Consider the following 25,173-nt stretch of genomic DNA (forward strand, 5'->3'; position numbering starts at 1 on the left):
CAAAGCCGCGCACTGTGATGTGACGGCGGTTCGAAAGCCATGAAAAAAGCCCGGACGGTTTGCCGTCCGGGCTTCTTTTTTCCTTGGTTCCGACTGATCAGAACTTCATGCCGATACCGACACGGACCGAATGATCGTCGAAGCCGGACGACACGTTGGTGCCGCCAAGATTGTAGTTCTTCGACTGATAATCGGTGTAGCGGTACTCGATGCGGGTGGTGATGTTTTCGGTCAGGAACGCTTCCGCGCCCGTGCCGACGGTCCAGCCGACATGGGTGTTGCTGTCGGAACCGGCCGCATTGCTGAGCTTGGCCCTAGTGGCCGCGACACCGCCGGTGGCGTAGATCAGGAACGGATTGATATCCACACCCATACGCGCGCGCAGCGAGCCGTTGAAGCCCTGCTTGCCGGTCAGGGCGCCGGCTGAGAAGTCTGCGCCCGAATAGCCGAGGTCAGCTTCCGCACCATAGACAATGTTGTCGGACTGCCAATTGTAGCCGCCATAGACGCCACCGCCGAAGCCATTGGCGTTCGCAGCCGGAGCAGCGCTGAACTCGCCCCATTTGTACTCGCCGTAACCACCGAGGTAACCGCCGGACCACAGATAGGCCTGTGGAGCAACCTCCGCCACCGGCGGCTGAGGTGCCTGCTCGACGATAGCGTCCGCGGCCAGCACGGGGCCGGCGAGCGGCACGGAAAGGGCTGCGGCCAGCAGTGCCAGTTTACGAATACGCATGTCATTCTCCTTGTTTTTTCCGGCCCGACACGAAACAGCGGGCCTTGAGTACCGGCGGCACTGGGATGCATGCCTCCGACGAGATGCAAGATGGCGATCGAATGCGGCGGACAAGAAGCAGGAATGTGGAAACACAGCGGCCAAAAAAGGGCACAAGGAAGTGTTGTTTTCAGGCAACATTTTTGTCCCTGCCCGTCCCCCGCCTCCATTGCGGATTTGAGCTTACCGCCTATATGGGCAGTGGGCCCACACAAACCGCGAGCGTTGATTCCATAGCATGTTGAGCATTCTGATCCTGATCGCGGGACTGGTCGTCCTTGTCTTTGCCGGTGACTACCTGGTTCGTGGCGCCGTCGGCCTGGCAGAGAAGCTCTCGATCGATCCCCTCATCATCGGACTGACAATTGTGGCGTTCGGCACCTCGGCGCCGGAACTGTTCGTCTCGCTGCAGGCCGCCTTTGATGGAGTGGCCGGCATCGCCATTGGCAATGTGGTGGGATCCAACATTGCCAACGTGCTTCTGGTGCTGGGCGCTCCGGCCCTGCTGATGACCATCAACTGCCGCGAAAACGGATTGGCCACTTCACTCGCGGTCATGGTCGGCATGTCGGTTGTTCTGATGGTGATGATGTGGTTCGGGCCGTTGAGCCGGATCGACGGCGCTATCCTGCTCGCGCTGATCGCCGCCTATCTTGGCTGGCAGATCAGGGCGGCAAAGCATTGCGGATCGGTCAGCGTCCCCGATTATCATGATGAAGTGGCCGACCTGCCGCAGGAAACCTGGAAGACCACGCTGTTCATCATCGGCGGCCTGATCGGGCTTCCGATCGGCGCGTGGCTGACGGTGCACGGCGCCTCCGACATCGCCCGCATGTTCGGCGCGTCGGAAACCGCCATCGGGCTGACCGTCGTCGCCATCGGCACATCACTGCCCGAACTCGTGACATCGATGATGGCCGCATGGCGCAAATCCGGCGCGGTTGCGATCGGCAACGTGGTCGGCTCCAACATCTTCAATATCGGACTCATTCTCGGCGGCACCGCGGTCATCCTGCCGCTCGATGTCGATCCGCGCATCGTCTCGATCGACATGTGGGTGATGCTGGCGGTCAGTCTTCTGGTAGTGGGGCTGGCGCACTGGAACGTGCCGATCAAAAAGCTCGGCGGCACAGCTATGCTTCTGGTTTTCGCGATCTATATCATCTCGGTATTCTGAAACTGAAAGCATGGCTTGCAGCCCTGCCAGCATGAACCGGGACACAGCATGACACATTCCATGGGCACAGTTCTGGTAACCGGCGCCGCGCGCCGCATCGGCAAGGCGATCGCGGTGGACCTTGCAGCTCACGGCTATCATGTCGCCGTCCATGCCAACCGCAGCGGCGCGGAGGCCGAGGCGGTGGCCGGCGCGATCCGCGACGCGGGCGGCGTGGCGGAGGTGTTTCTGGCGGATCTCAGCGATATGAAGGCGGTGAGCGACCTGCATGCGCAGGTGGCCGACCGCATGAACGTACCGGAGATCATCGTCAACAATGCATCGATGTTTCAGGATGACGACGTCCGCGACTTCGATGAAGAGCTGTTCGACCGGCATTTCGCCATACACGTCAAAGCACCGGCGGTGCTTGCGGAAGCGATGGCCGCGGCGTTGCCCGAAGGCGGCGAAGGCCTGATCGTCAACATCATCGACCAACGGGTCTGGAAGCTGACGCCGCGGTTCTTTTCCTACACACTGTCAAAGGCGGCGCTCTGGACGGCAACTCAGACCATGGCGCGGGCTCTGGCGCCGCGCATACGGGTCAATGCCATCGGCCCCGGCCCGACGCTCGCCAATGAACGCCAGAAGGCCGAGGATTTTGCCCGTCAGGCGGCAGCCGTGCCGCTCGGACACGGGCCTGAGCTTGCCGAATTCGGCGCCACCATCTGCTATCTGCACGGGGCCCGCTCGGTCACCGGCCAGATGATCGCGCTTGACGGCGGCCAGCATCTCGCCTGGGAAACGCCGGATGTGACCGGCGTGGGGGAATAGGCTCTCCGCGCTTGATAAACCGCGCTGCTGACGCCAGATGTCATGATCTCAAGAAAACACTCTCTTGCCCCTTCGGGGCTCGAAGTTGATAAGATCGCCCGATGACTCGCACGCCAAATCCGACCAACGCAAAATCCACCAAGACCGCGGCGCCAGCCGATGGCGGCGTGATCTATGAGGAAACCGATGCGGACGAGGACGAGCAGGATGCGACCGATGCTCCCCTGCCCGCCGATGTCGCCTCCGTCGCCGGCATCGAATGGAACGAAAGTCCCGGCGTCACGCCCGGCCTGAAGGGCGCAGAAGTCATCCAGGCCTTCGTCAGGCACCTGCCCAACCAGCCCGGTGTCTACCGGATGATGAACGAGTCCGGCGACGTCCTTTATGTCGGCAAGGCGCGCAGCCTGAAGAAGCGGGTGACGAACTACGCGCAAGGGCGCGGCCATTCCAACCGCATCACCCGGATGATCGCGCAGACGACGAACATGGAGTTCGTCACCACGCGCACCGAAACCGAGGCGCTGCTGCTCGAGGCCAACCTGATCAAGCGGCTGAAGCCGCGCTTCAACGTGCTGATGCGCGACGACAAGTCGTTTCCCTACATCCTGATCACCGGCGATCACGAGGCGCCGGCGATCTTCAAGCACCGCGGCGCGCGGTCCCGGAAAGGCTCCTATTTCGGTCCCTTCGCCTCGGCCGGCGCGGTCGGACGGACGATCAATGCGCTGCAGCGGGCGTTCCTGCTCAGAACCTGCACCGACAGCGTCTACGACAGCCGCACCCGGCCCTGCCTGCTCTACCAGATCAAGCGCTGCTCCGGCCCCTGCACCGGCGAGATCGACGCCGAGGGCTATGGCCGGCTGGTGGACGAAGCCAAGGATTTTCTCTCCGGCCGCAGCCAGGTGGTGAAAGCGCAGCTGGCCACGGCGATGCAGTCGGCGTCCGAAGATCTCGATTTCGAACGGGCGGCGGTCTACCGCGACCGTCTGTCGGCGCTCAGCCACGTGCAGAGCCATCAGGGCATCAATCCGCAGACCGTCGAGGAAGCCGATGTGTTTGCCATCCACCACGATGCCGGCATGGCCTGCATCCAGGTGTTCTTCTTCCGCACCGGGCAGAACTGGGGCAACCGCGCCTATTTTCCCAAGGCCGATCCGTCGCTGGCGCCGGGCGAGATCCTCGGCGCCTTCATCGGCCAGTTCTACGACGACAAGCCGACGCCTCGGATGATCCTGGTCTCCGACGATTTCGAGGACCGGACGCTACTTGAGGAAGCATTGAGCGTGCGGATGGAGCGCAAGACCGCGATCAGCGTGCCGCAGCGCGGCGAAAAACGCGAACTGGTCGAGCAGGTGCTCAACAACGCGCGCGAGGCGCATGGCCGCAACCTGGCCGAAACGGCGTCACAGGCACGGCTGCTGCAGGGGCTTGCCGAGACCTTCAACCTGCCGCATCCGCCACGCCGCATCGAGGTTTACGACAACTCCCACATCATGGGCACCAATGCCGTGGGCGGGATGATCGTGGCCGGGCCGGAAGGGTTCGTCAAAAACCAGTACCGGAAGTTCAACATCAAATCGACCGACATTACCCCCGGCGACGATTTCGGCATGATGCGCGAGGTGATGCAGCGCCGGTTCTCGCGGCTGCTCAAGGAGCATGGCGATACGGGTCCGACCCTGCCCGACAATGCCGACGATCCGGATTCAGCGAGCCCGTCCGGCATGCCGGCCTGGCCGGACCTGGTGCTGATCGATGGCGGCAAGGGCCAGATGAGCGCGGTGCGGACCATCCTCGAGGAGCTCGGCATCGCCGACAAGATCAAAGCCATCGGCGTCGCCAAGGGCATGGACCGGGAAGCCGGGCGCGAACGGTTCTTCGTCGAAGGCAAGCCGGACTTCACGCTGCCGCCACGCGATCCGGTGCTCTATTTTATCCAGCGGCTGCGCGACGAGGCGCACCGGTTCGCAATCGGCAGCCACCGGGCCCGGCGCAAGAAGGAAATGGTGACCAATCCGCTCGACGAGATCGCCGGGATCGGGCCGACTCGCAAGCGGGCGCTGCTGCACCATTTCGGCACCGCCAAGGCCGTCTCGCGCGCCGGAATCGACGACCTGGTCGCAGTCGAGGGGATCTCCCGCACGGTCGCCGAACTGGTTTACAATCATTTCCATGAGGAAAACCGCTGAAAGGCGCCTGCCGCGGCGTCTATCTGCCGCATTCTGGCGTAATGTTGTGCTGCGGCGGTTGACCTTTGAGCTTGCCAGCGCGCATCTTGCGCAAAATCCGGATACCGACGGGGTGCTCCATGGCGTCACGCGCGCTTAACATACCGAATATGCTGACCTATGGGCGGATTCTCGCTGTCCCGCTGATCGTGCTGTGCTTTTTCATCGAGGGCCGGCTGCACGGGTCCGACTTCGCCCGCTGGAGCGCGCTGGCGATCTTCACCATCGCCTCGATCACCGACTTTTTCGACGGTTACCTCGCCCGGATCTGGGACCAGACCTCGAACATCGGCCGCATGCTCGATCCGATCGCCGACAAGCTGCTGGTCTCCGCGATCCTCTTGCTGGTCGCCGCCGACGGCACCATCGCCGGCTGGTCGATCTGGGCGGCGATCATCATCCTGTGCCGCGAGATCCTGGTTTCGGGCCTGCGCGAATACCTGGCCGCGCTGAAAGTCTCGGTGCCGGTCACCTGGATCGCCAAATGGAAGACAACCCTGCAGATGGTGGCGCTGGGGTTCCTGCTTGCCGGACCGGCGGGCGACAAGGTGCTGCCCTACACCACCGAGATCGGCATCGTGCTGCTGTGGATTGCGGCGATTATCACGATTTACACCGGCTACGACTATTTCCGCGCCGGGCTGAGACATGTGGTGGACGAATGAGAGTACGGATCGTCTATTTCGCCTGGGTGCGCGAGCGCATCGGCAAGGGATCGGAAGAGATCGAGCTTCCGGCGGACGTCAAGACCGTGGGCGACCTGATCGCGCATCTGGCGACGCTGGGCGAGGAGTATGCCGCGGCATTCGAGGTGCCGCAGGTGATCCGCGCCGCCATCAACGAGGAACATGCCGAGCATGACGAGGCCATCGGCGATGCGAGGGAAATCGCGCTGTTTCCGCCGATGACCGGGGGCTGAGATGGCGGCGGGCGGCACGATTTCCGGAGATACGGCTGCATTGGTATCCGTGCGCATCCAGACCGGCGATTTCGACATCGCGCAGGAGATCGAAGCGCTCACCGGCGGTCGTGCCGACATCGGCGCGGTGGTGAGCTTCACCGGGCTGTGCCGCGACGAAGGCGGACGGTTGTCGGCGCTCGAGCTCGAGCATTATCCGGGGATGGCCGAACGCGCCATCCGGGCGATCGCCGAAGAAGCGGTGAAGCGCTTCGGCCTCACCGGCATCACCGCCATCCACCGCTACGGGGCGATCCCGCCTGGCGGCAACATCGTGCTGGTGGTGGCGGCCGCGCCGCACCGGCAGGCGGCCTTCGACGGCGCCTCCTTCCTGATGGACTTCCTCAAGACCGACGCGCCGTTCTGGAAGAAGGAACATCTGAAAGACGGCGGTTCGGGCGAATGGGTTTCGGCCAAGGATGCCGACGACAAGGCCAAGCTGCGCTGGCGGACCCCGTGACGGGCGAAGCGTTCGAGCTCGAGGGCAGCTGGAAGACGGCGCTGTCGGCGGAGCTTTCGGCTCCCTACATGGCCGCGCTCCGGACGTTCCTGGAATCCGAGGCCGATGCCGGCAAGCAGATCTTCCCGAAGGCTGCGGACCGTTTCGCTGCACTTAACCTGACTCCGCTCGGCCAGGTCAAGCTGGTCATTCTGGGCCAGGACCCCTATCACGGCGACGGACAGGCACACGGCTTGTGTTTCTCGGTACAGCCGGGCGTGCGGGTGCCGCCGTCGCTGAAGAACGTCTACAAGGAGCTCGAGAGCGACCTCGGCATCCCCAAGGCCAGCCACGGTCATCTCGATAGCTGGGCGCGGCAGGGCGTGCTGCTGCTCAACAGCGTGCTGACCGTCGAGCGCGGACTTGCCGCCTCGCATCGCGGCCGCGGCTGGGAGCGGTTCACCGACGCGGTGATCGCCCGGGTCAACGATCTTCCGCATCCAGTGGTGTTCCTGCTTTGGGGCTCTTATGCGCAGAAAAAGGCCCAGTTCGTCGACGCCAGCCGGCACCTTGTGCTCAAGGCCACCCACCCCTCGCCGCTGTCAGCCCACAACGGTTTTCTCGGCTGCCGGCATTTTTCCCGGGCTAATGCGTTCCTTGAAAAGAACGGCATGGAGCCGATCGACTGGCGCTTGCCGCAAAATCCCTGACAGACTTCCTGCCGCTCGATTTTGTTCAGCCGAAAGGGAGAATCGGCTGGACTTGATCTGAGACAAGTCCTTATGGCGCCAATCATCTTATGACCGGACTGGTTGTGAGCAATGGGGGCCGAGCTCACGATCTCCTCGTCGCTTTACGAGATCTGGGAAAGGACCCTTGCAGTGAAAAATATCAAACTGGTCTTCTGGGGCATGCTGGCTCTTGTCAGCCTTCTCTGGTTCGCCGCCGATCCAGCGGTGTTCGAGGCCCGCAGCGTGTTCGCGCTGCGCGGCTTCATGATGCAATACAGCGGTGTGCTGGCGATGGCCGCGATGAGCGTCGCCATGGTTCTGGCGCTGAGACCGCGCTGGCCGGAGCCCTGGCTGGGCGGGCTCGACAAGATGTACCGGCTGCACAAGTGGCTGGGCATTTCCGCGCTGATTTTCGCGGTCGTCCACTGGCTTTGGTCCGAGGCGCCGAAATGGGCCATCGGCCTGGGCTTGCTTGGGCGGCCAGAGCGCGGTCAACGGCCGGCGTTGACCAATCCGGTCCAGCAATTCCTGTCGGGATTGCGCAGCCCTGCCGAGGGCCTGGGTGAATGGGCTTTCTATCTGACTGTGCTGCTGATCGCCGTGGCGCTGATCACGCTCATTCCCTACCGGTGGTTCTTCAAGACCCACCGGATTCTGGCCGCAACCTATCTGGTGCTGGCCTTCCATTCGGTTGTGCTGACAACATTCGACTACTGGACCACGCCGCTGGGGGGCGTTCTGGCCCTGCTGCTGGCCGCCGGCAGCTTCTCGGCCGTGATCGTGCTGTTCAGGCAGGTGGCGGTGGGACGGCAGGTGACGGGCAAGATCGTGGATCTTGTGCATTTTCCGGGCGTCCGTGTGCTTGAAAGCCGGATCGAACTGCAGCCGGGCTGGCCCGGCCATCAGCCCGGCCAGTTTGCGTTTGCCACATCAGACAGCCAGGAAGGCGCCCATCCCTACACCATCGCCTCGGCCTGGGACCCGGCAAACCCGTCGATCACCTTCATCGTCAAGGCGCTGGGTGATCACACCAGCCGGCTCGCGGAGAAGCTGCAGATCGGCCAGCAGGTCAAGATCGAGGGACCGTATGGCTGCTTCACCTTCGATGACGATGCCCCGCGCCAGATCTGGATCGGCGGCGGCATCGGCATCACCCCATTCGTGTCGCGGATGAAATACCTTGCGCATACCAGAAAGCACGCTCCGGATGCAGCAAGGCCGGTTATTGACCTCTATCACACCACGGCCGATCTTGATGAGACGGCGCTGGAGCGGCTGGCCGCCGATGCGGTCGATGCGGATGTGCGGCTGCATATCCTGATCGACGCCAGGCACGGAAAGCTCACCGGCGCACGCATCCGCGAAGAGGTGCCGGACTGGCGCGAGGCCAGCTTCTGGTTCTGCGGTCCGGTCGGTTTCGGCGACGCGCTGAGGGCGGACTTCGCCGCCCACGGCCTGGACATCGGCTCCCGGTTTCACCAGGAGTTGTTCAGCATGCGGTGAGCGATGGCAGTCAAGCATTTAAGCATCTTGAGGCTACACTGGATTCAAAATTCAACTTTGAAATTCAGCGCGGATGGAAATGTTCTTCGGGATCTCCTGTAAACTACAATTTTTGTAAAACTGATCGATTTGCGAGATATCAAAACAGCGGCCTACCACCAATATAAGTGCACTTTTCCTCGAAAAGCTCACTAATGTGGATATCAAATATTCTTAGGAACGAGACATGGCGGACGAGCAAGACACCCACGGATCCCTTGCTGGCTATCAACAGGCCTTAGGTCAAGAATTCGGTCGCCTATTTTACCACTGCATTTCTGAATGGGTCGATCTAAGCTTAACTTGGCAACAATACGAGCAGCTTTTTGGCCACGGCCCTGAGCGTGTATCCATGCTAAATGAAGCTGGAGCTGCATTCTTTGGACGGGTGCAAAGACATTTTTTCGACGTAGTTGTCCTCGCCATTTGTCGACTGTCTGATCCGGTCAAGTCACGTGGAAAGAAGAACCTCACCGTAAATTCATTTGAAGATTACATGGATACTGATGAACGCCGCAACGAGATGAAAAAGCTCCTAGCCGACATTCGCGAAAAGACACAATTTCATCGAGATTGGAGAAATCGGCGTATCGGACACAATGACCTTGATCTCAGATATGGCACCGCAAAACCGTTAGAATCTGCAACTCGCAACCAAATGAATGAGTCAATTACTGCCATTCATCAGGTTTTCTTTTATATCTTGGGCGAATTTGAAGATTCACATCTTGTAGAGGAGGTGATCGAGCCCCTCGATGGCCCGATGGTGACGCTGCAATTGATCTATGATGCGCGTACACTTCGGGCTAAGGAACAGGACGGTCCATACTCAGTTCTTCAGGACAGGATTGCCTCGTATCCGAAGTGGCTAATGGATCAATAAAAAAGGCGGCCCGCGAAGGCCGCCTTTTGCATGTGGGTCAGGCGCGCCGGAGAACCAGCAGCGCCAGATACCGGTCTCAGCCGACGATTTCGGTGCCGGAGAACCAGTAGGCGATTTCCTCAGCCGCGGTTTCCGGCGCATCCGAGCCGTGCACCGAGTTCTCGCCGATCGAAAGCGCGAAGGTCTTGCGGATGGTGCCTTCGTCGGCGTTGGCCGGGTTGGTGGCGCCCATCAGTTCGCGGTTCTTGAGGATGGCGTTCTCGCCTTCGAGCACCTGAACGACGGTCGGGCCGGAGGTCATGCCTTCGACCAGCTCGCCGAAGAAGGGACGTTCCTTGTGCACGGCGTAGAAGCCTTCGGCTTCGCGCTTGCTCATCCAGACGCGCTTGGATGCGACGACGCGCAGGCCGTTGTCTTCGAAGACCTTGGTGATCGCGCCGGTCAGGTTGCGCTTGGTAGCATCGGGCTTGATCATCGAGAAAGTGCGTTCAATCGCCATTGGAAACTGTCCTGTCATCTGGTTGTGGTTGCGAGACTTGAGCCTGGCACTGGCCTGCGCAAGAATTTCGGGTGCAAAAATCCGCGCTGGACGTTGTCCGGCCCGGAGTTGGCGCCTAGATAGCTGCATGCCCGGCTCTTCGCAAGGGGCACCGGCGTTCTCATGGCCTGTTGCCCTCGTGGCTGGCTGTGTTCCGATCATCCTGCTCTCGCCCTGCCGCCGTACCCGCGTTCCGGGCGTGACTTGGAACAATCACGATTGCGTTGTAGATTTATGACATGACTGACGCGGTGATAGCTTCCGGAGTTGTCGCGGTCGCGGTTTTGGGGTTTGCGCCCCAGAACAACGCGATGCTGACGGCTGGGGCCGAGCGAACCTTCAGGCCGGTGATCGACGGCATGGTCTCGAGCATCTGCGGCTGGCTGTCGCTATTCGCGCTGGCGCTCGGTGTGCTGCATTTGTTGCCGCACTGGGTGAGCGGCACGGCGATGGTGCTGGCGTCGCTGTTGCTGGCGCTGTCGGGGTTGACCCGCTACATGGCCGATCCCGGCAATCCGGCTCAGCCGGAGGCCGGTTTCGTGCACCCTTCCCTGCCGCTGCAGCATCTCAAGAGCCCGGAGAGCTGGGCAGTCGCCTTTTTCCTGGCCGGATCGGCGCTCAGCGGATCGATGACGCTGGCGGCGGCCTTTGCCGGGCTGACGCTGCTGACCGCGTCAGGCCTGGCGCTGTGGGCCGTGGCCGGATGGTCCGGCTGCCAGTACCTGACATCCGGCTGGCACCGGCGTCATCTCGACTGGGGATTCGGCATCCTGATGTTCGTCGCGGCCATCGCCTCGCTGGCGCCGGCAGGCTGAGCCGGATCAGCCCGCCGCGGGCACCGCGCGGCCGATACTGTCATGGAGATCGAGGCAGCGCTCGAACCAGTCGGTCACCGCATCCCCCTCCTCGAGAAGCCTCGCGCCGGAGACAACCCGCGCCCATTGCAGCGCGCCGAAAACGATGTAGTCGGCAAACAGCGGCGACGAGCCGCCGATCCAGGGCTGGGATTTCAGCATCACCCGCAGCGGCGTCAGCCTCGCGGAAAAACCCGCGATCTCGGCATCGCGGCGGGCGGCAACTTCGGCGAAGGTCTTTCCAAGGCGCTCTTCCCGGCTCGGTCTGAAATAGGCCCGGTCTTCCGGCAACAGCAGATCGTGGATTTCCTGGAGCGCGATCACGTTGAGGCCTGGATGCAGCGTCGACTGGGTCCAGGATTCGACGAAGCGGGCCATGGCCTGCCCTCCATCGCCCCCGAACAGCGAAGGCTTGTCGGGGTAGCTCTCCTCAAGATGGGCGGCGATCATGAAACTGTCGGCCACCACCTGGCTGCCGTCACGGATCACCGGCACGGTCTTTGAGACACCGCCCTCGATCGTGGGCACCTTTGTGAAGCAGACCGGCTTGCGCTCGAACGGCAGGCCTTTGTGGGCCAGCGCCATCACCACCTTCCAGCAGTGCGGGCTGAACGGGCGCGCCGGGTCGGCTCCCACGAGTTCGTGCAATATGATGGTCATCGGACAGGCTCACGTTGGAATGACCACATTCCTATGCCGGATTGCCGGTCGTGCCAACAGTCTTTCCGCCGCTCGAAAGGCCTGACCTTTGGCCGGATCATCGAACAGTTTCAGACTTGGCACCGGTGGCGCTGCATCAGCCAACTCAGAGGCACCTTTATTTCAGAACAATCTCATAATTCTTTCACCACAAAACACTGAGTTTCGATTTTCCTTTTGAATTCAACTGTCCTGTCCAGGGCGGCAGCTTCCGGTGGCCTGTATTGAGAAGGGCATCCTAAGTCTTCGTTCACCATTTTCCCATCGTCGCAGGGAACCATCCCTTCCGCGCCAGCATTGTCGGTTCAGTTCCCCGCGTCGAGACCGGGAGCGACCAACAAAAAGATTATCGTGAACAAGGAACAGCGTCATGAAGAACTTCAGGAACAAAATCGTCATCGGACTTTCCGCAAGCGTGTTTGCACTGGCGGTTCCCTATTCAACCCTTGCACAAGATGCCGGCGTGAGTGTTGGCGGCAACGGCACTGGCGGGATCGGTGCGTCCGTGGGCGCCGCCGGCGTCAGCGCAAGCGCCAGTGTCGGTGGCAGCGGCGGCGTGAGCGCCAGTGCGAGCGTCGGCGGCGGTGGTGCGGATGCCAATGCCAGTGTCGGCGGATCCTCCGGCGCCAATGCGAGCGCGAGTGTCGGAACGAGCGGCAATCCCAGCGCCAATGTCGATGCCAATGTCGGCGGCCTGACCGGTGACGTCGATGTGAACACCGGTCCGGGCGCGGGCATTGCCGCGGCGTTGGGCTTTACCAGCGACGACGACGCATCCGGCACAACCGGGTCCAGCGGCACGGCCGCATCGGCAGGCACCGCTGCACCCGGAATTGACCCTGGGACGACGAGCGCGATCAGCGCCATGAGCAATGCAGAACTCGCCGCCTACAAGAAGAAGTGCATCAACGTCCTGCGCTCGCCGGCCAGTTTCGAAAGCGATCTGGTCGACCTGTGCAAGCTGGTCCAGGAAGCTGCCGCCCGCTGACCGGGCAGACCTTCCAAGTTTTGGGCGGCCCGTACGACGGGCCGTCTTTTCGTGCGCGCAGGCGGCGATTGCGACGTCCTCCGAAGCCACCCCCCCATATTTGAAGACTTTCTTCATTGGACTTGCCTGATGGGTCCAACTTCATCAAAGTCCGGCGGAAGCATTCCCGTCCACTGAGCCGAAAAGCGTCCACCCAATGCCTCAGATGAAAAGCGTTGCCTGCACCAACCCCGGCCACCTCGAAATCCGGATGGCCGACCGCCCCGCACGCGGCGACGCCGAGGTTCGGGTCAGGATCCGGCGGATCGGCATCTGCGGCACCGATTTCCACATTTTCGAAGGCAAGCATCCGTTTCTGGCCTATCCCAGGGTCATGGGTCACGAACTGGCGGCGGAGATCGTCGAGACCGGACCGGACAGCGCCTTTGCCGTCGGCGAGCATGTGATCGTCAATCCCTATCTCTCTTGCGGCCAATGTCGGGCGTGCCGCAGAGGCAAACCCAACTGCTGCACGGCAATTGCGGTTCTCGGCGTGCATCGCGACGGCGGCATGTGCGAGGAAATCTGCCTTCCCGAGATCAATCTGGTGCGCTCGGAAGGCCTGTCGCTTGACGCCTGCGCGACCGTGGAATTTCTGGCCATCGGCGCCCATGCCGTGCGTCGCGGCGCCGTCGGGCCTGAAGACCGTGTGCTGGTGGCCGGCGCCGGTCCGATCGGGCTGGGCGTTGCCATCTTTGCCAAACTTGCGGGCGCCGAGGTCTCGATCCTGGATCTGGATCCCGGCCGGCTGGCGGAAGCCTGCCAGATCGCCGCGGGATGCCACCCGATCCGGGCCGGCGACGGGGCCGAGGCGGAAGTCAGCCGCATCACCAGCGGCGACGGCTTTGATGCGGTGTTTGATGCCACCGGGAACCTGGCGTCGATCCAGGCCGGATTTACGAGGGTGGCGCATGGCGGACGCTACGTGCTGGTCAGCGTCGTCAACGAGACCGTGGCGTTTTCCGATCCGGAGTTCCACAAGCGGGAAATGAGCCTGATCGGCAGCCGCAACGCGACGTCGGAGGATTTCCGCACCGTGATCGCGGCGCTCAAGGCCGGCAAGATCCCGCTTGGGCAGATCATCACCCACCGGACCGACTTCGAGAAGGTCATAGAGGATCTGCCGCGCTGGGCACATGACAAGCATGGGCTGATCAAGGCCATGATCACGCTCGACTAATGCATGTCGCGCTCAATTGGATTCAATTGAGCGATAACGAACATGCATCATTTCAAAGTGCTACAGCGTCCTTTGCGCATCCAATTGGATGCGCGGCGCTGTAGGTAATCGGACCGGCGGCGCAGGTCGAATGCGTTGCCGGACGATCACACCGGACGCCGGGCAGCCCGGCTTTTTTCCGCAAGTTGCGCCGCCTCGCCCATCTTTGCTTGCAAATCGGCACAGTTACGGCCAAGAAGCCGCCATGCTTACGATTACAGACCTTTCCGCACGCATCGCCGGGCGGCTTTTGATTGACAGTGCGTCGCTGGCGCTGCCCGCCGGCATCAAGGCCGGGCTTGTGGGCCCGAACGGCGCCGGCAAGTCGACGCTGTTCAAGATCATCACCGGCGAGATGGCGAGCGAGACCGGCCATGTCTCGATCCCGAAGAACACCCGCATCGGCCAGGTGGCGCAGGAAGCGCCGGCCGAGGACACCGCGCTGGTCGAGATCGTGCTGCGCGCCGATCTCGAACGCAGCCGGCTGATGAAGGAAGCGGAAACCGCGACCGACCCCAACCGCATCGCCGAGATCCAGACCCGTCTGGTCGACATCGACGCCCATTCGGCCGAAGCGCGCGCCTCCTCGATCCTGGCGGGTCTCGGCTTCGACCAGGATGCGCAGCAGCGGCCAGCGTCAAGCTTCTCGGGCGGCTGGCGGATGCGTGTAGCACTGGCCTCGGTGCTGTTCTCGGAACCGGACCTGCTGCTGCTCGACGAGCCGACCAACTATCTCGACCTTGAAGGCACCTTGTGGCTGGAAGAGTATATCCGCCGCTATCCGCATACCGTGCTGATCATCAGCCATGACCGCGATCTCTTAAACACCGCGGCCAACGCGATTGTTCACCTCGACCAGAAGAAGCTGACCTTCTACCGCGGCGGCTTCGACCAGTTCGAGCGGCAGAAAGCCGAACGCGACGAACACCAGATGAAGGCTCGCGAGAAGAGCCTGGCTGCTCGCAAGCACATGGAAGCCTTTGTCGAGCGTTTCCGCGCCAAGGCCTCGAAGGCGCGCCAGGCGCAGTCGCGGCTCAAGGCGCTGGAAAAGATGGGCACCGTCGATGCGGTGATCGAGAACAATGTCCGGGGCTTCTCGTTTCCGCGGCCCGACCGCGGCGTCGCCTCGCCGATCATCGCCATCGAGGGCGGCTCCGTCGGCTACACGCCGGGTTCACCGATCCTCAAGCGGCTGGACCTGAGGATCGACGCCGACGACCGCATCGCGCTGCTCGGCTCCAACGGCAACGGCAAGTCGACCTTCGCAAAGTTCATCGCCGGGCGGCTCGAGGCCGAAGACGGCCTGATCCGCACCGCGCCGCAGCTCAAGACCGGCTTTTTCGCCCAGCACCAGATGGACGATCTGAGGCCGAATGAATCGGCTGTCGCCCATGTCAGGGCGCTGATGCCGGACGCGCAGGAAGCCCGGGTCCGCGCCCGGGTGGCGCAGATGGGCCTGACGGCGGAAAAGATGAACACCCCGGCCAAGGATCTCTCCGGTGGCGAAAAGGCGCGGCTGCTGATGGGCCTTTCGGCGTTTCACGCGCCCAACCTGATGATCCTCGACGAGCCGACCAACCACCTCGACATTGACAGCCGCGCGGCGCTGATCCGGGCGCTCAACGACTTCCCCGGCGCGGTCATCCTGATCAGCCACGACCGGCACCTGATCGAAGCCACGGTCGACCGGCTGTGGATCGTCAAGGACGGCACAGTGAGTGCGTTTGACGGCGACCTGGAAGACTACCGCCAGGAAGTGGTGGGATCTTCGGGCAAGGGCAAGAAGGGCGGCGACAGCGACGGCGGCTCCAAGGCCGAGAAGCGCAAGCAGGCGGCCCAGGCCCGTGCCGATCTCGCGCCGATGAAGAAAAAACTCAAGGATTACGAGGCCTTGGTCGAACGGCTTGGCAAACAGATTCAGTCTCTTGACGCCGAGCTTGCAAACCCGGCGCAGTTCGCCGATGCGCCCTACAAGATCGCCCAGAAAACCAAGCAGCGCGGCGAACGGGCGGCGGAACTGGCCAAGGCCGAGGAAGACTGGCTGCTGCTGACCAGCCAGGTCGAGGAAGCCGAAACGCCGGAATAAGGCGCAAGCCAGCTTCCCCGACCGCCATGGCGACAGGGCGGAAGAAATCCGAATAGGCGCCCGAAATCAGGCTGACGGACGGCAGCGGCGGCGTTAGGCTGCCGCCATGTTGTTCGACCTGCCCGATCCCGCCACCCTTTACCAGGCGCTGCTGCAGCGCGACCCGGCTTATGATGGGCGCGCCTATGTCGGAGTGTCGTCGACCGGCGTGTTCTGCCGGCTGACCTGCCCGGCACGCAAGCCGCGGCCGGAGAACTGCACCTTCTATGCAAGCGCCGGCGCCTGCATCCAGGCCGGGTTCAGAGCCTGCAGGCGATGCCATCCGCTGGCGCCCGCCGCCGAAGCCGATCCGGCGGTCAAGGCGCTGCTTGCGGCACTCTCGGAGCGCAAGGGCCACCGCTGGAAAGAACCCGACATCATCCGCATGGGGCTTGATCCCTCCAGGGTGCGCCGATCCTTCAACCAACATTTCGGCATGACCTTCCTGGAAATGGCAAGGCTCGAGCGGCTGCGCAACACGCATGTGGCGCTGTCGGGCGGCGGCAAGGTGATCGAGGCGCAGATCGATGCCGGCTTCGGGTCGGCAAGCGCCTTTCGCGAGGCCTTCGCCCGGCTGATGGGCAAGCCGCCGGGCAGTTTCTCCTCCGAGGCGCTGGTCAGGGCCGACTATATCGATACGCCGCTCGGAGCCATGATCGCGCTCGGCGACCAGACCCATCTGCACCTTCTCGAATTCGCCGACCGCAAGGCCCTGCCCGCCGAACTGCGCCGGATGCACCAGGTCTTCAAGGGCAGGATCGGGTTTGGCCGCCAGGCGCCGCTGGACCGTCTGGAGGTCGAACTCGACGCCTATTTCTCCGGCCGCAGCGCCCGTTTCAGCGTGCCATTGGCCTTTCACGGCAGCGATTTCACCAAGACCGTCTGGCATGCGCTCGTTGACATCCCGGCAGGTGAGATCCGAAGCTACAGCGAGATAGCAACGGGTATCGGACGACCATCCGCAGTCCGGGCGGTGGCGCGCGCCAATGGCGCAAACCAGATCGCGCTTCTGGTGCCATGCCACCGCGTGCTTGGCGCCGACCGATCTCTGACCGGTTACGGCGGCGGATTGTGGCGCAAGCAGAAGCTGATCGAGATCGAGCGCCAATACGCCTGAGCATTGCCGATCGACCGGCGCCAACGAGAGAAGGATCATACGGGCTTCCCGGGCATCATTCGTTTCTGGGGATTGAAAGGGCACGCCAGCGACCTCCGCGGCGCCAGTCGCCGGAAATGCTCCGCCCACGCCGTTGCGGCCGTTGTTTTTCTAGACGTCTGCCGCTTCTCGGCCGCTGCATATCCGGCAGATCAAACACCGATCTTCAGCTTCGACGCGGAGTGCATGCTTGCAGGGGCCAAACGCCATTAAATGGCAAGCCGGATCCGCACCTCCATCAAATCGGTTGCGAGCACAACTTGTCTGCCCCCTAAAACACACCTCAATATTTAGCATTTCTAATATGATATCTCATTAACTTTTCGGCAACTGATGCATGAGACAAATGCAATATTACTGATGCATGAAGCATCGAACGCCGCCCCCGATACAATTCACCGATTTCCACACGGCAGAACGCCGTGCAGGTCACAAGGCTAGTTGTAACTTCTTAGGATCAACGCAATGAGCTTCCCGAGCATCGTCGGCTCTGACGACAAGAATATCATCAAGGCACTGAAAAAGTCACTGGCCGTGATCGAGTTCGATTTGACCGGCAAGGTGCTCGACGCCAACGAGAACTTCTGCCAAGCACTTGGTTACGAATTGTCGGAAATCAAAGGCAAGCATCATCGGATCTTCGTCGATCCCGAGGAAGTGTCCACGCCTGCCTATGCGGAATTCTGGAAGAAGCTTGGCCGGGGCGAGTATGACAGGGCGCAGTACAAGCGCATTGCCAAGAACGGCGACGAGATCTGGATCGAGGCCACTTACAACCCGGTGTTCCGCGGCGGCAAGCCCTACAAGGTGATCAAGTTCGCCACCGACGTGACAGCGCAGAAGCTCAAGGCAGCGGAAGACAATGGCAAGATCAACGCCATTTCCCGTGCACAGGCGGTGATTGAGTTCGAACTGGACGGCACGATCATCACCGCCAACGACAATTTCCTCAAGACGCTGGGCTACAGCCTTGCCGAGATCAAGGGCAAGCATCACCGGATGTTCTGCGAACCGGCCTATACACGCAGCGCCGACTATGTCGAATTCTGGAAGAAACTCGGCGCCGGGGAATTTATCTCCGACGAGTTTCTGCGGATCGGCAAGGGAGGAAGCCATGTCCATATCCAGGCCTCCTACAATCCGATTCTCGACGCGGACGGAAAACCCTTCAAGGTCGTCAAGTTCGCGACCGATGTGACCGAGCGCGTCAACAATGTCATTTCGCTATCACAGGGGCTTGAACGCATGGCCGAGGGTGACCTGACCGTTCAGATCAGCACTCCTTACCAGCCTGCGCTGGAACCGTTGCGCATCAACTTCAACAAGGCCAGCAAGGGGCTTTGCGACGCGATGCATTCGGTTTCCGAAAACGCCAGAATGATCTCCAACGGCTCGGAAGAAATCCGCGCCTCAGCTGACGACCTTGCCAAGAGAACCGAGAACCAGGCTGCTTCCGTCGAGGAAACCGCAGCGGCACTCGAGGAAATCACCAAGACGGTCGCCTCCTCCAGCCAGCGCGCCGAGGAAGCCGGAGCACTGGTTTCCAAGACCAAGAAAGATGCCGAAACGTCGGGCGAAGTTGTCGAGAAGGCCGTGGTCGCCATGGCGGAAATCGAGAACTCCTCGAAGGCGATCACCAACATCATCAACGTGATCGATGACATCGCTTTCCAGACCAACCTGCTTGCGCTCAACGCAGGCGTCGAGGCCGCCCGTGCCGGCGAAGCGGGCCGCGGCTTCGCGGTCGTCGCCCAGGAAGTGCGTGAACTGGCCCAGCGCACAGCAACGGCCGCCAAGGAGATCAAGGGCCTGATCACCGCCTCGGGCGACCAGGTCAAGACCGGTGTGACGCTTGTCGGCGAAACCGGCGAGGCTCTCGCCAACATCGTCGAACAGGTCAAGCAGATCAACGCCAATGTCGAGGCGATCGTCACCGGATCGCGCGAGCAGTCGACCGGCCTTAACGAGATCAACACCGCGGTCAACGCGATGGATCAGGGAACCCAGCAGAATGCCGCGATGGTCGAGCAGTCGACGGCGGCAAGCCACGGCCTCGCCCAGGAAGCCGCCTCGCTGTTCCAGCTGCTTTCGCGGTTCAAGCTTGACGCCGGGGCTGTTCAAAGCGCTCCAAGGGTTGCCAGCGCAGACCGCGCATCGCCTGCCCCGAAGGCAACCGCTCGGCAGCGCCCCGCCTTCAACGGCAACGCGGCTGTCGATATGTCGGATTGGGAAGAGTTTTGAGCATGGCCTGAAAGCCTGCAAAAGACTCTGGACCGAAGACTCACAAAGGCTCCTGGATTGTCGTCCAGGGGCCTTTTCCTTGTCCTGCCTGCCAACACCAGAGTGGACAATGGCGACATCGTCCGATGTTGCCTCAAGACGGCTCCAAACGGGGGAAGGCACCAAAACGCCCGAATTGACCCATGTCAACGGCTAGCGCAGACTGGGATGATAAGGAACTCGCAACAACGGGATTTCCACATGGCACCCTCCAAAACCGACATTGAGACAATCGTCAAAGCTGCAAACGGCGGCCCATCGCTCTGGCGCCGGGCAGGATGGGGACTGGTACTGGTTGCCGTCGCTGCCGGACTGTGGTTGTGGTGGAATTCCGGTTCCAGGCAGGCCCAGCCGCTCTACATCACGCAGCCGGTCGTACGGACCGACATTGTCGTTCAGGTGACCGCCACGGGCACGGTGGAGCCGACCGACCTGGTGGAGATTTCAAGCGAGCTTTCCGGGACAATCCGGTCGGTGGAAGCCGATTACAATGACCTTGTCACGAAGGGCCAGATCCTGGCGCGCCTCGATACCGACAAGCTGGAAGCCAATGTCGAACTGAGCAAGGCCTCGCTGACCGCCAGCAAGGCCCGGATGGCCGAAGCGACAGCCACGCTCAATGAAATGAATGACAATTACGAGCGCGCGCTGCTGCTCGAACAAAAGAAGGTGACCACGCTCGAGGGGCTGCTCAAGGCGAAAGCCGCACTCGATCGCGCCAAGGCCGCGTTGAAGAGCGCGGAAGCCGATATCCGGGTGTCCGAGGCCAACCTGAAAATCAATGAAGCCAACCTGGCCAAGGCCTGCATCTGTTCCTCGATCGATGGCGTGGTGCTGGGGCGCAATGTCGAAGTCGGCCAGATCGTCGCCTCGTCGCTGCAGGCGCCGGTGCTGTTCACGCTCGCCGCCGATCTCAAGAACATGGAGCTGCGGGTCGATATCGACGAGGCCGACATCGGCAAGGTGAAGGTCGGAAACGAAGCAGCTTTCACCGTCGAAGCCTATCAGGGGCGGACATTCCCCGCGGTCATCTCCGAATTGCGGTTTGCCCCGAAGACCGTCGATGGCGTTGTCACCTATGAGGCGATCCTGTCGATCGACAACGCGGATCTGCTGCTGCGCCCCGGCATGACGGCGACGGCGGACATCAAGGTGGCTGAAATCAGGGATACGCGGGCCATTGCCAATGCCGCGCTGCGGTTCGCGCCTCCGGCCGTAGAGGAGCAGAACGGCGGCAGTGGCTTGCTGGGAATGCTGTTCAGAAACGCGCCGGGGCGGCTCGCCTCCCCGGCCGGCCAGACCGATGCAGATGGCCATCGCAGCATCTGGATACTGCGCGACGGGCAAGCCGTTGCAGTGCCCGTTCTGCCCGGCGAAACCGATGGCGAGAAGACCGAGATCCGCGAAGGGGATGTAGCCGAAGGCGATCTGGTGATCACAGATCTGGCGCAGGAATGAACACGGTCACGGCTTCGGCCTCCCGACCGCTGATTCAGCTCCAGGGGATCACGAAGATCTACGGCGCGGGCGACGCTGAAGTCCGGGCCCTGCGCGGCATCGACATGGACGTCAATGCGGGTGAATTCGTCGCCATCATGGGGCCAAGCGGTTCGGGAAAGTCGACCGCCATGAACATCCTCGGCTTCCTCGACAAGCCAACCGCGGGACACTATTTTTTCGGCGGCGCGGCGGTCGACCACCTGAGCCGCGACCAGCTGGCGCTGTTGCGCCGGAGCTTCCTCGGCTTCGTCTTCCAGGGCTACAACCTGCTGGCCCGGACATCCGCACTGGACAATGTCGAGCTGCCGCTGATCTATCAGGGCATGGCCGGCACGAAGCGAAGGCAGCTGGCGCGGGAGGCGCTCGCCAAGGTCGGCCTCGCGGGGCGCGAGGACCACTACCCCTCGCAATTGTCGGGTGGCCAGCAGCAACGCGTGGCGATCGCCCGGGCGATCGTCACCAATCCGGACGTGATCCTGGCGGACGAACCGACAGGCAACCTCGACACCGCAAGAAGCCATGAAATCATGGACCTGCTGACTGGCCTCAACCGCAACGACGGCATCACCATCCTGATGGTCACGCACGAGCCCGACATGGCCGAATATGCCGACCGGATGGTGCATTTCCTCGACGGACGGATCGAATCGGACAACAAGAACAAGAAGGTGGCAGGCGATGCTGTATGAAGCCATACGGCTGGCATTGCAGGCCATCCTGCGCAATGCGTTCCGGTCCTTCCTGACGGTGCTGGGCATCGTCATCGGCGTCGCGGCCGTCATTGCCATGGTCACGGTCGGGCAAGGCTCGACCGATCAGGTGGAGGCCGACGTCTCCACGCTGGGAACCAACCTGCTGATGATCCGGCCCGGGCAGCCATCGCGCGGTCCAGGCTCTGGTGTGGGCGGCAGTACTGCAAGCCTGACAATGAAGGATGTCGATGCGATCGAACAGCAGATCGCCAGCGTCGCTGTGGCGGCCCCGAGCAATTCGCGATCGATGACGGCCATCTTCGGCAATGTGAACTACACGACCACGGTCACCGGGACTGACAACCGCTACCTGACCGCCCGCGACTGGGCGCTCGGCAGCGGCCGGTCGTTTTACGAGAGCGAACAGCGAACCGGCTCCTCCGCCTGCATTCTCGGAGACACCGTGCGGCAGAAGCTGTTCGGCAACGGCAGTCCGCTGGGCGCCAGCATACGGTTGAAGCAGATTTCCTGCCGGGTCATCGGCACACTCGAGGTCAAGGGCGCTTCAAGCTTCGGCACAGACCAGGACGACATCGTCCTGATCCCGATCAAGGCCTTCCAGCGCCGGATATCGGGCAACCAGGACGTCTCGATGATCTTTGCCTCGATCCGTACCGGGATTTCCACAGAGAAGGGAAAAGCCGACATCGAAGGCCTGATGCGCGAGCGGCGGCGGATCGGTCCGTTCGAGGAGGACGATTTCAACGTCTTCGACATGAAGCAGATCAGCTCGATGCTGACCGGAATCACCAGCGTGCTGACCGGGCTGCTTTCGGCCGTCGCCGCCGTCAGCCTGTTGGTCGGCGGCATCGGCATCATGAACATCATGCTGGTCTCGGTGACCGAACGCACCCGCGAGATCGGCATCCGGCTGGCCGTGGGCGCAACCGAGAGCCAGGTGCTGCTGCAGTTCCTGGTCGAGGCGATCGTGCTGTCGCTGATAGGCGGGCTGATCGGCATCGTCTTGGGGCTGGCGCTCGGGCTTCTGGGCTCGCGGCTTCTGTCGATCCCCTTCGCGCCGGACGCGACCATCGTGCTGGCCGCCTTCCTGTTCTCGGCGCTGGTCGGCATCCTGTTCGGCTACTTCCCGGCGCGCCGGGCCGCGCGGATGGACCCGATCGAGGCCCTGCGGCATCAATAGGCGGCCCTTGCGGGGATAAGCCCGGAGCCGGGAGACCTAAGCCTTCTTCTCCCAGCGGCGGTCCGGTGTCTGCTGCCAGTAGGTCAGCGTATGGCCACCGGCCTTGAGGATCTTCCACTGGGCGCGGGCCGCGTCGAGCTGGACCTGGTCATGGCCATCGAACATCATCACCAGCCGCTCCACGCCCTCAAGTGCGGGAACGTCGGCGCCATCGGCGACGAAGCGGACGGTGGCGCCATTCGCAGCCTCGGCCTCGAGCGTGAGGAGCACCGGCTGCCGCTCGGCATGGGGCGATTGCGCGTTGCCGTGCGGCAGGAAGCTCTCCTCGCGCCAGGTCCACAGGTGCGCGTCGAGCGCCGCACAGCGTTCCTCGCTGCTCAGGTGCACCGACACCCGCCAGCCGCGCTCAAGGCTTTTCTCGAGCAGCGGCGGCAGCGCGTCCTCGAGCCGCGACTCGGTCAGATGATAGAACAGCACCTCGGCCATGAGCTGCCCTAGGTCCTGTGGACTGTTATGGTTGTGGTGATGACGAGGCGTGCAAGCCCGACTTGCGTGGGATTTGGCCAGAATCGCCCATGGCCGCAGCCTTCGTCGTCGAATATGCTCGGCATGTCCTTCCTCCTCAGGCTACGACCCTGACCCATTCTGACCAAACCAGCACCGCAACCATAACTGTCCACAGGACCTAGCCCTCGTAGTTGGCGCGCACCAGCTCGTCGAGAAGCCTCACGCCGAAGCCCGACGCCCAGGACTGGTTGATGTCGGTGGACGGCGAGCCCATGGCGGTACCGGCGATATCGAGATGCGCCCAGGGCGTGTCGCCGACGAAGCGCTTGAGGAACTGCGCCGCGGTGATCGATCCGGCGTAGCGGCCGCCGGTGTTCTTCATGTCGGCGAACTTGGAGTCGATCATCTTGTCGTAGGCCGGATCGAGCGGCAGGCGCCAGACCCGCTCCTGGGTCACATCGCCCGCCTTGCTCAGCGCCTCGGACAATTTGTCGTCGTTCGAGAACAATCCTGCATGATGCTGGCCGAGCGCCACCATCACGGCGCCGGTGAGCGTGGCCAGGTTGATCATGATCTCGGGCTTGAAGCGGTCCTGGCAATAGGTCAGCGCATCGCACAGCACCAGGCGCCCTTCGGCATCGGTGTTGATGATCTCGATGGTCTGGCCCGACATCGAGCGGACGATGTCGCCCGGACGCTGGGCGGCGCCGTCGGGCATGTTCTCGACCAGCCCGATGATGCCGATGGCGTTGACCTTTGCCTTGCGGGCGGCGAGCGTGTGCATCAGGCCGGTGACGGCGGCCGCGCCGCCCATGTCACCCTTCATGTCCTCCATGCCGGCGGCGGGCTTTATCGAGATGCCGCCGGTGTCGAAGACCACGCCCTTGCCGACGAAGGCCAGCGGCTTGTCCTTGGGCTTGCCGCCCTGCCATTTCATGATCGCCATGCGCGGCGGGCGGACGGAGCCGAGTGAGACGCCGAGCAGCGCCTCCATCTTGAGCTTCTTCATTTCCTTCTCGGTGAGGATCTCGACCTCAACGCCGAGCGCCTCCAGATCCTTGGCGCGGGCGGCGAACTCGACCGGGCCGAGCACGTTGGCCGGCTCATTGACCAGATCGCGGGCCAGCTTCACCCCATCAGCGACGGCCTGCCGGCTGGCGAAGGCCTTCTTGCAGCCAGCCGCGTCATCGTGCTGAATGACGACGGTGAGCTTGCGCGAGCCGTTCTCATCGTCCTCGGACTTCTTCGTCTTGTAGAGATCGAACGAATAGGCCCGCATCAGCAGCCCCAGCGCCATGTCGGCAGCCGCCTCGGGCGACGTTGCGCCGGTGTCTCCCAGGACCACCGTCATCTTTTCGGCCTTGCGGATCAGGGCGACCATCTTGCCGCCAACCCGCATCCATTCATGCGCGGTCAGCTTGCCGGGATCGCCTGCCCCCACCAGCGCGATGCGGTCAGCCGGCGCATCGACCGGAGCGATGATGTCAGCGGTCGAAAACAGCTTGCCGGTGAAACCAGCGACCTTGACCGCCTTGTCGAGTTGGCCGGCCGGATCCACACTCCGGGCAGCAGCGGATACGGGCTCGGTCAGGGACCCGAGGGCAACGACCAGTCCTCCAGATATCTTTGCTGTTTTGGAAAAACTGATTTCAATGCTCATCGACATGACGGCTCCAATGGATTCGGATGGTTTCGCGTGGCTGGCGATCTTGGCGTTTTCGCGGAAGAAGGCAAGAGCGGAGGGGCGGAACCGGCGGGAAAGGCCGGTCAACCCATGACGAACCGGATTTGCGTCGAAAATTGGGCAATTACGCACAACCGCACGGCCG

23 protein-coding genes are annotated in these 25,173 nt (G+C 62.5%); 18 read left to right on the forward strand and 5 right to left on the reverse strand.

Annotated features, from left to right (window positions below; all coding sequences use genetic code 11):
- Nucleotides 1-97: 97 nt before the first annotated feature.
- Nucleotides 98-736, reverse strand: coding sequence for an outer membrane protein (locus tag O4H62_RS03585; RefSeq protein ID WP_269385742.1), 639 nt, complete (start codon nucleotides 734-736; stop codon nucleotides 98-100).
- Between the two features lie 277 nt (nucleotides 737-1,013).
- Between O4H62_RS03585 and O4H62_RS03590 the strand changes: the two genes are divergently transcribed.
- The 9 genes from O4H62_RS03590 to O4H62_RS03630 all read left to right on the forward strand — a co-directional run bounded on the left by O4H62_RS03590 (nucleotide 1,014) and on the right by O4H62_RS03630 (nucleotide 9,546).
- On the forward strand, nucleotides 1,014-1,952 hold the full coding sequence (locus O4H62_RS03590; RefSeq protein ID WP_269385743.1) for a calcium/sodium antiporter: 939 nt from the start codon (nucleotides 1,014-1,016) through the stop codon (nucleotides 1,950-1,952).
- A gap of 48 nt (nucleotides 1,953-2,000) precedes the next feature.
- Entirely contained in the window at nucleotides 2,001-2,765 is a 765-nt protein-coding gene (locus O4H62_RS03595; RefSeq protein WP_269385744.1) for an SDR family oxidoreductase, read from the forward strand.
- A gap of 101 nt (nucleotides 2,766-2,866) precedes the next feature.
- Nucleotides 2,867-4,954, forward strand: a complete 2,088-nt coding sequence (uvrC, locus tag O4H62_RS03600; protein WP_269385745.1) for an excinuclease ABC subunit UvrC — start codon at nucleotides 2,867-2,869, stop codon at nucleotides 4,952-4,954.
- A 119-nt stretch (nucleotides 4,955-5,073) separates the two neighbouring features.
- Nucleotides 5,074-5,658 (forward strand): CDP-diacylglycerol--glycerol-3-phosphate 3-phosphatidyltransferase, encoded by a 585-nt coding sequence (gene pgsA, locus O4H62_RS03605; protein WP_269385746.1) that lies wholly within the window; start codon nucleotides 5,074-5,076, stop codon nucleotides 5,656-5,658.
- Complete coding sequence (gene moaD, locus O4H62_RS03610; RefSeq protein WP_269385747.1) at nucleotides 5,655-5,912, forward strand: molybdopterin converting factor subunit 1; 258 nt, start codon at nucleotides 5,655-5,657, stop codon at nucleotides 5,910-5,912. The genes pgsA and moaD overlap by 4 nt, the downstream gene beginning before the upstream one ends.
- A gap of 1 nt (nucleotide 5,913) precedes the next feature.
- Complete coding sequence (locus O4H62_RS03615; protein ID WP_269385748.1) at nucleotides 5,914-6,411, forward strand: molybdenum cofactor biosynthesis protein MoaE; 498 nt, start codon at nucleotides 5,914-5,916, stop codon at nucleotides 6,409-6,411.
- Nucleotides 6,408-7,100: a uracil-DNA glycosylase gene (ung, locus tag O4H62_RS03620; protein ID WP_269385749.1), complete on the forward strand. Its 693-nt coding sequence runs from the start codon at nucleotides 6,408-6,410 to the stop codon at nucleotides 7,098-7,100. The genes O4H62_RS03615 and ung overlap by 4 nt, the downstream gene beginning before the upstream one ends.
- A gap of 171 nt (nucleotides 7,101-7,271) precedes the next feature.
- Complete coding sequence (locus O4H62_RS03625; protein WP_269385750.1) at nucleotides 7,272-8,624, forward strand: ferredoxin reductase family protein; 1,353 nt, start codon at nucleotides 7,272-7,274, stop codon at nucleotides 8,622-8,624.
- A 226-nt stretch (nucleotides 8,625-8,850) separates the two neighbouring features.
- Entirely contained in the window at nucleotides 8,851-9,546 is a 696-nt protein-coding gene (locus O4H62_RS03630; RefSeq protein ID WP_269385751.1) for a hypothetical protein, read from the forward strand.
- Between the two features lie 76 nt (nucleotides 9,547-9,622).
- Here O4H62_RS03630 and ndk read toward each other — a convergent pair whose 3' ends face one another.
- A complete protein-coding gene (ndk, locus tag O4H62_RS03635; RefSeq protein WP_035526760.1) occupies nucleotides 9,623-10,045 on the reverse strand; it encodes a nucleoside-diphosphate kinase in 423 nt (140 codons plus the stop codon).
- A gap of 278 nt (nucleotides 10,046-10,323) precedes the next feature.
- On the opposite strand from ndk, the gene O4H62_RS03640 reads away from it, so the two are divergent.
- Nucleotides 10,324-10,899, forward strand: coding sequence for a hypothetical protein (locus O4H62_RS03640; RefSeq protein WP_269385752.1), 576 nt, complete (start codon nucleotides 10,324-10,326; stop codon nucleotides 10,897-10,899).
- Nucleotides 10,900-10,905: 6 nt separating this feature from the next.
- Here O4H62_RS03640 and O4H62_RS03645 read toward each other — a convergent pair whose 3' ends face one another.
- Nucleotides 10,906-11,598 (reverse strand): glutathione S-transferase family protein, encoded by a 693-nt coding sequence (locus O4H62_RS03645; protein ID WP_269385753.1) that lies wholly within the window; start codon nucleotides 11,596-11,598, stop codon nucleotides 10,906-10,908.
- A gap of 409 nt (nucleotides 11,599-12,007) precedes the next feature.
- On the opposite strand from O4H62_RS03645, the gene O4H62_RS03650 reads away from it, so the two are divergent.
- The 8 genes from O4H62_RS03650 (at nucleotide 12,008) to O4H62_RS03685 (ending at nucleotide 22,837) form a co-directional block, all read left to right on the forward strand.
- Entirely contained in the window at nucleotides 12,008-12,625 is a 618-nt protein-coding gene (locus O4H62_RS03650) for a hypothetical protein (RefSeq protein ID WP_269385754.1), read from the forward strand.
- 205 nt (nucleotides 12,626-12,830) lie between these two features.
- Complete coding sequence (locus O4H62_RS03655; RefSeq protein ID WP_269386299.1) at nucleotides 12,831-13,844, forward strand: zinc-binding alcohol dehydrogenase family protein; 1,014 nt, start codon at nucleotides 12,831-12,833, stop codon at nucleotides 13,842-13,844.
- Between the two features lie 244 nt (nucleotides 13,845-14,088).
- Nucleotides 14,089-15,969, forward strand: a complete 1,881-nt coding sequence (locus O4H62_RS03660; RefSeq protein ID WP_269385755.1) for an ABC-F family ATP-binding cassette domain-containing protein — start codon at nucleotides 14,089-14,091, stop codon at nucleotides 15,967-15,969.
- A 106-nt stretch (nucleotides 15,970-16,075) separates the two neighbouring features.
- Nucleotides 16,076-17,125, forward strand: coding sequence for a bifunctional transcriptional activator/DNA repair enzyme AdaA (locus tag O4H62_RS03665; RefSeq protein WP_269385756.1), 1,050 nt, complete (start codon nucleotides 16,076-16,078; stop codon nucleotides 17,123-17,125).
- Between the two features lie 504 nt (nucleotides 17,126-17,629).
- Nucleotides 17,630-19,405: a methyl-accepting chemotaxis protein gene (locus O4H62_RS03670; protein WP_269385757.1), complete on the forward strand. Its 1,776-nt coding sequence runs from the start codon at nucleotides 17,630-17,632 to the stop codon at nucleotides 19,403-19,405.
- Between the two features lie 240 nt (nucleotides 19,406-19,645).
- Nucleotides 19,646-20,902, forward strand: a complete 1,257-nt coding sequence (locus O4H62_RS03675) for an efflux RND transporter periplasmic adaptor subunit (RefSeq protein WP_269385758.1) — start codon at nucleotides 19,646-19,648, stop codon at nucleotides 20,900-20,902.
- Nucleotides 20,899-21,633, forward strand: coding sequence for an ABC transporter ATP-binding protein (locus tag O4H62_RS03680; protein ID WP_269385759.1), 735 nt, complete (start codon nucleotides 20,899-20,901; stop codon nucleotides 21,631-21,633). Before O4H62_RS03675 ends, O4H62_RS03680 begins: the two co-directional genes overlap by 4 nt.
- Nucleotides 21,623-22,837, forward strand: a complete 1,215-nt coding sequence (locus O4H62_RS03685) for an ABC transporter permease (RefSeq protein ID WP_269385760.1) — start codon at nucleotides 21,623-21,625, stop codon at nucleotides 22,835-22,837. Before O4H62_RS03680 ends, O4H62_RS03685 begins: the two co-directional genes overlap by 11 nt.
- A 36-nt stretch (nucleotides 22,838-22,873) precedes the next feature.
- Here O4H62_RS03685 and O4H62_RS03690 read toward each other — a convergent pair whose 3' ends face one another.
- Nucleotides 22,874-23,323, reverse strand: coding sequence for a DNA polymerase III subunit chi (locus O4H62_RS03690; RefSeq protein WP_269385761.1), 450 nt, complete (start codon nucleotides 23,321-23,323; stop codon nucleotides 22,874-22,876).
- A 199-nt stretch (nucleotides 23,324-23,522) separates the two neighbouring features.
- Complete coding sequence (locus O4H62_RS03695; protein WP_269385762.1) at nucleotides 23,523-25,010, reverse strand: leucyl aminopeptidase; 1,488 nt, start codon at nucleotides 25,008-25,010, stop codon at nucleotides 23,523-23,525.
- Between the last annotated feature and the right edge of the window lie 163 nt (nucleotides 25,011-25,173).

The organism is Parahoeflea alexandrii (genome assembly GCF_027214025.1).
GTDB classification, from domain to species: domain Bacteria; phylum Pseudomonadota; class Alphaproteobacteria; order Rhizobiales; family Rhizobiaceae; genus Hoeflea; species Hoeflea alexandrii_A.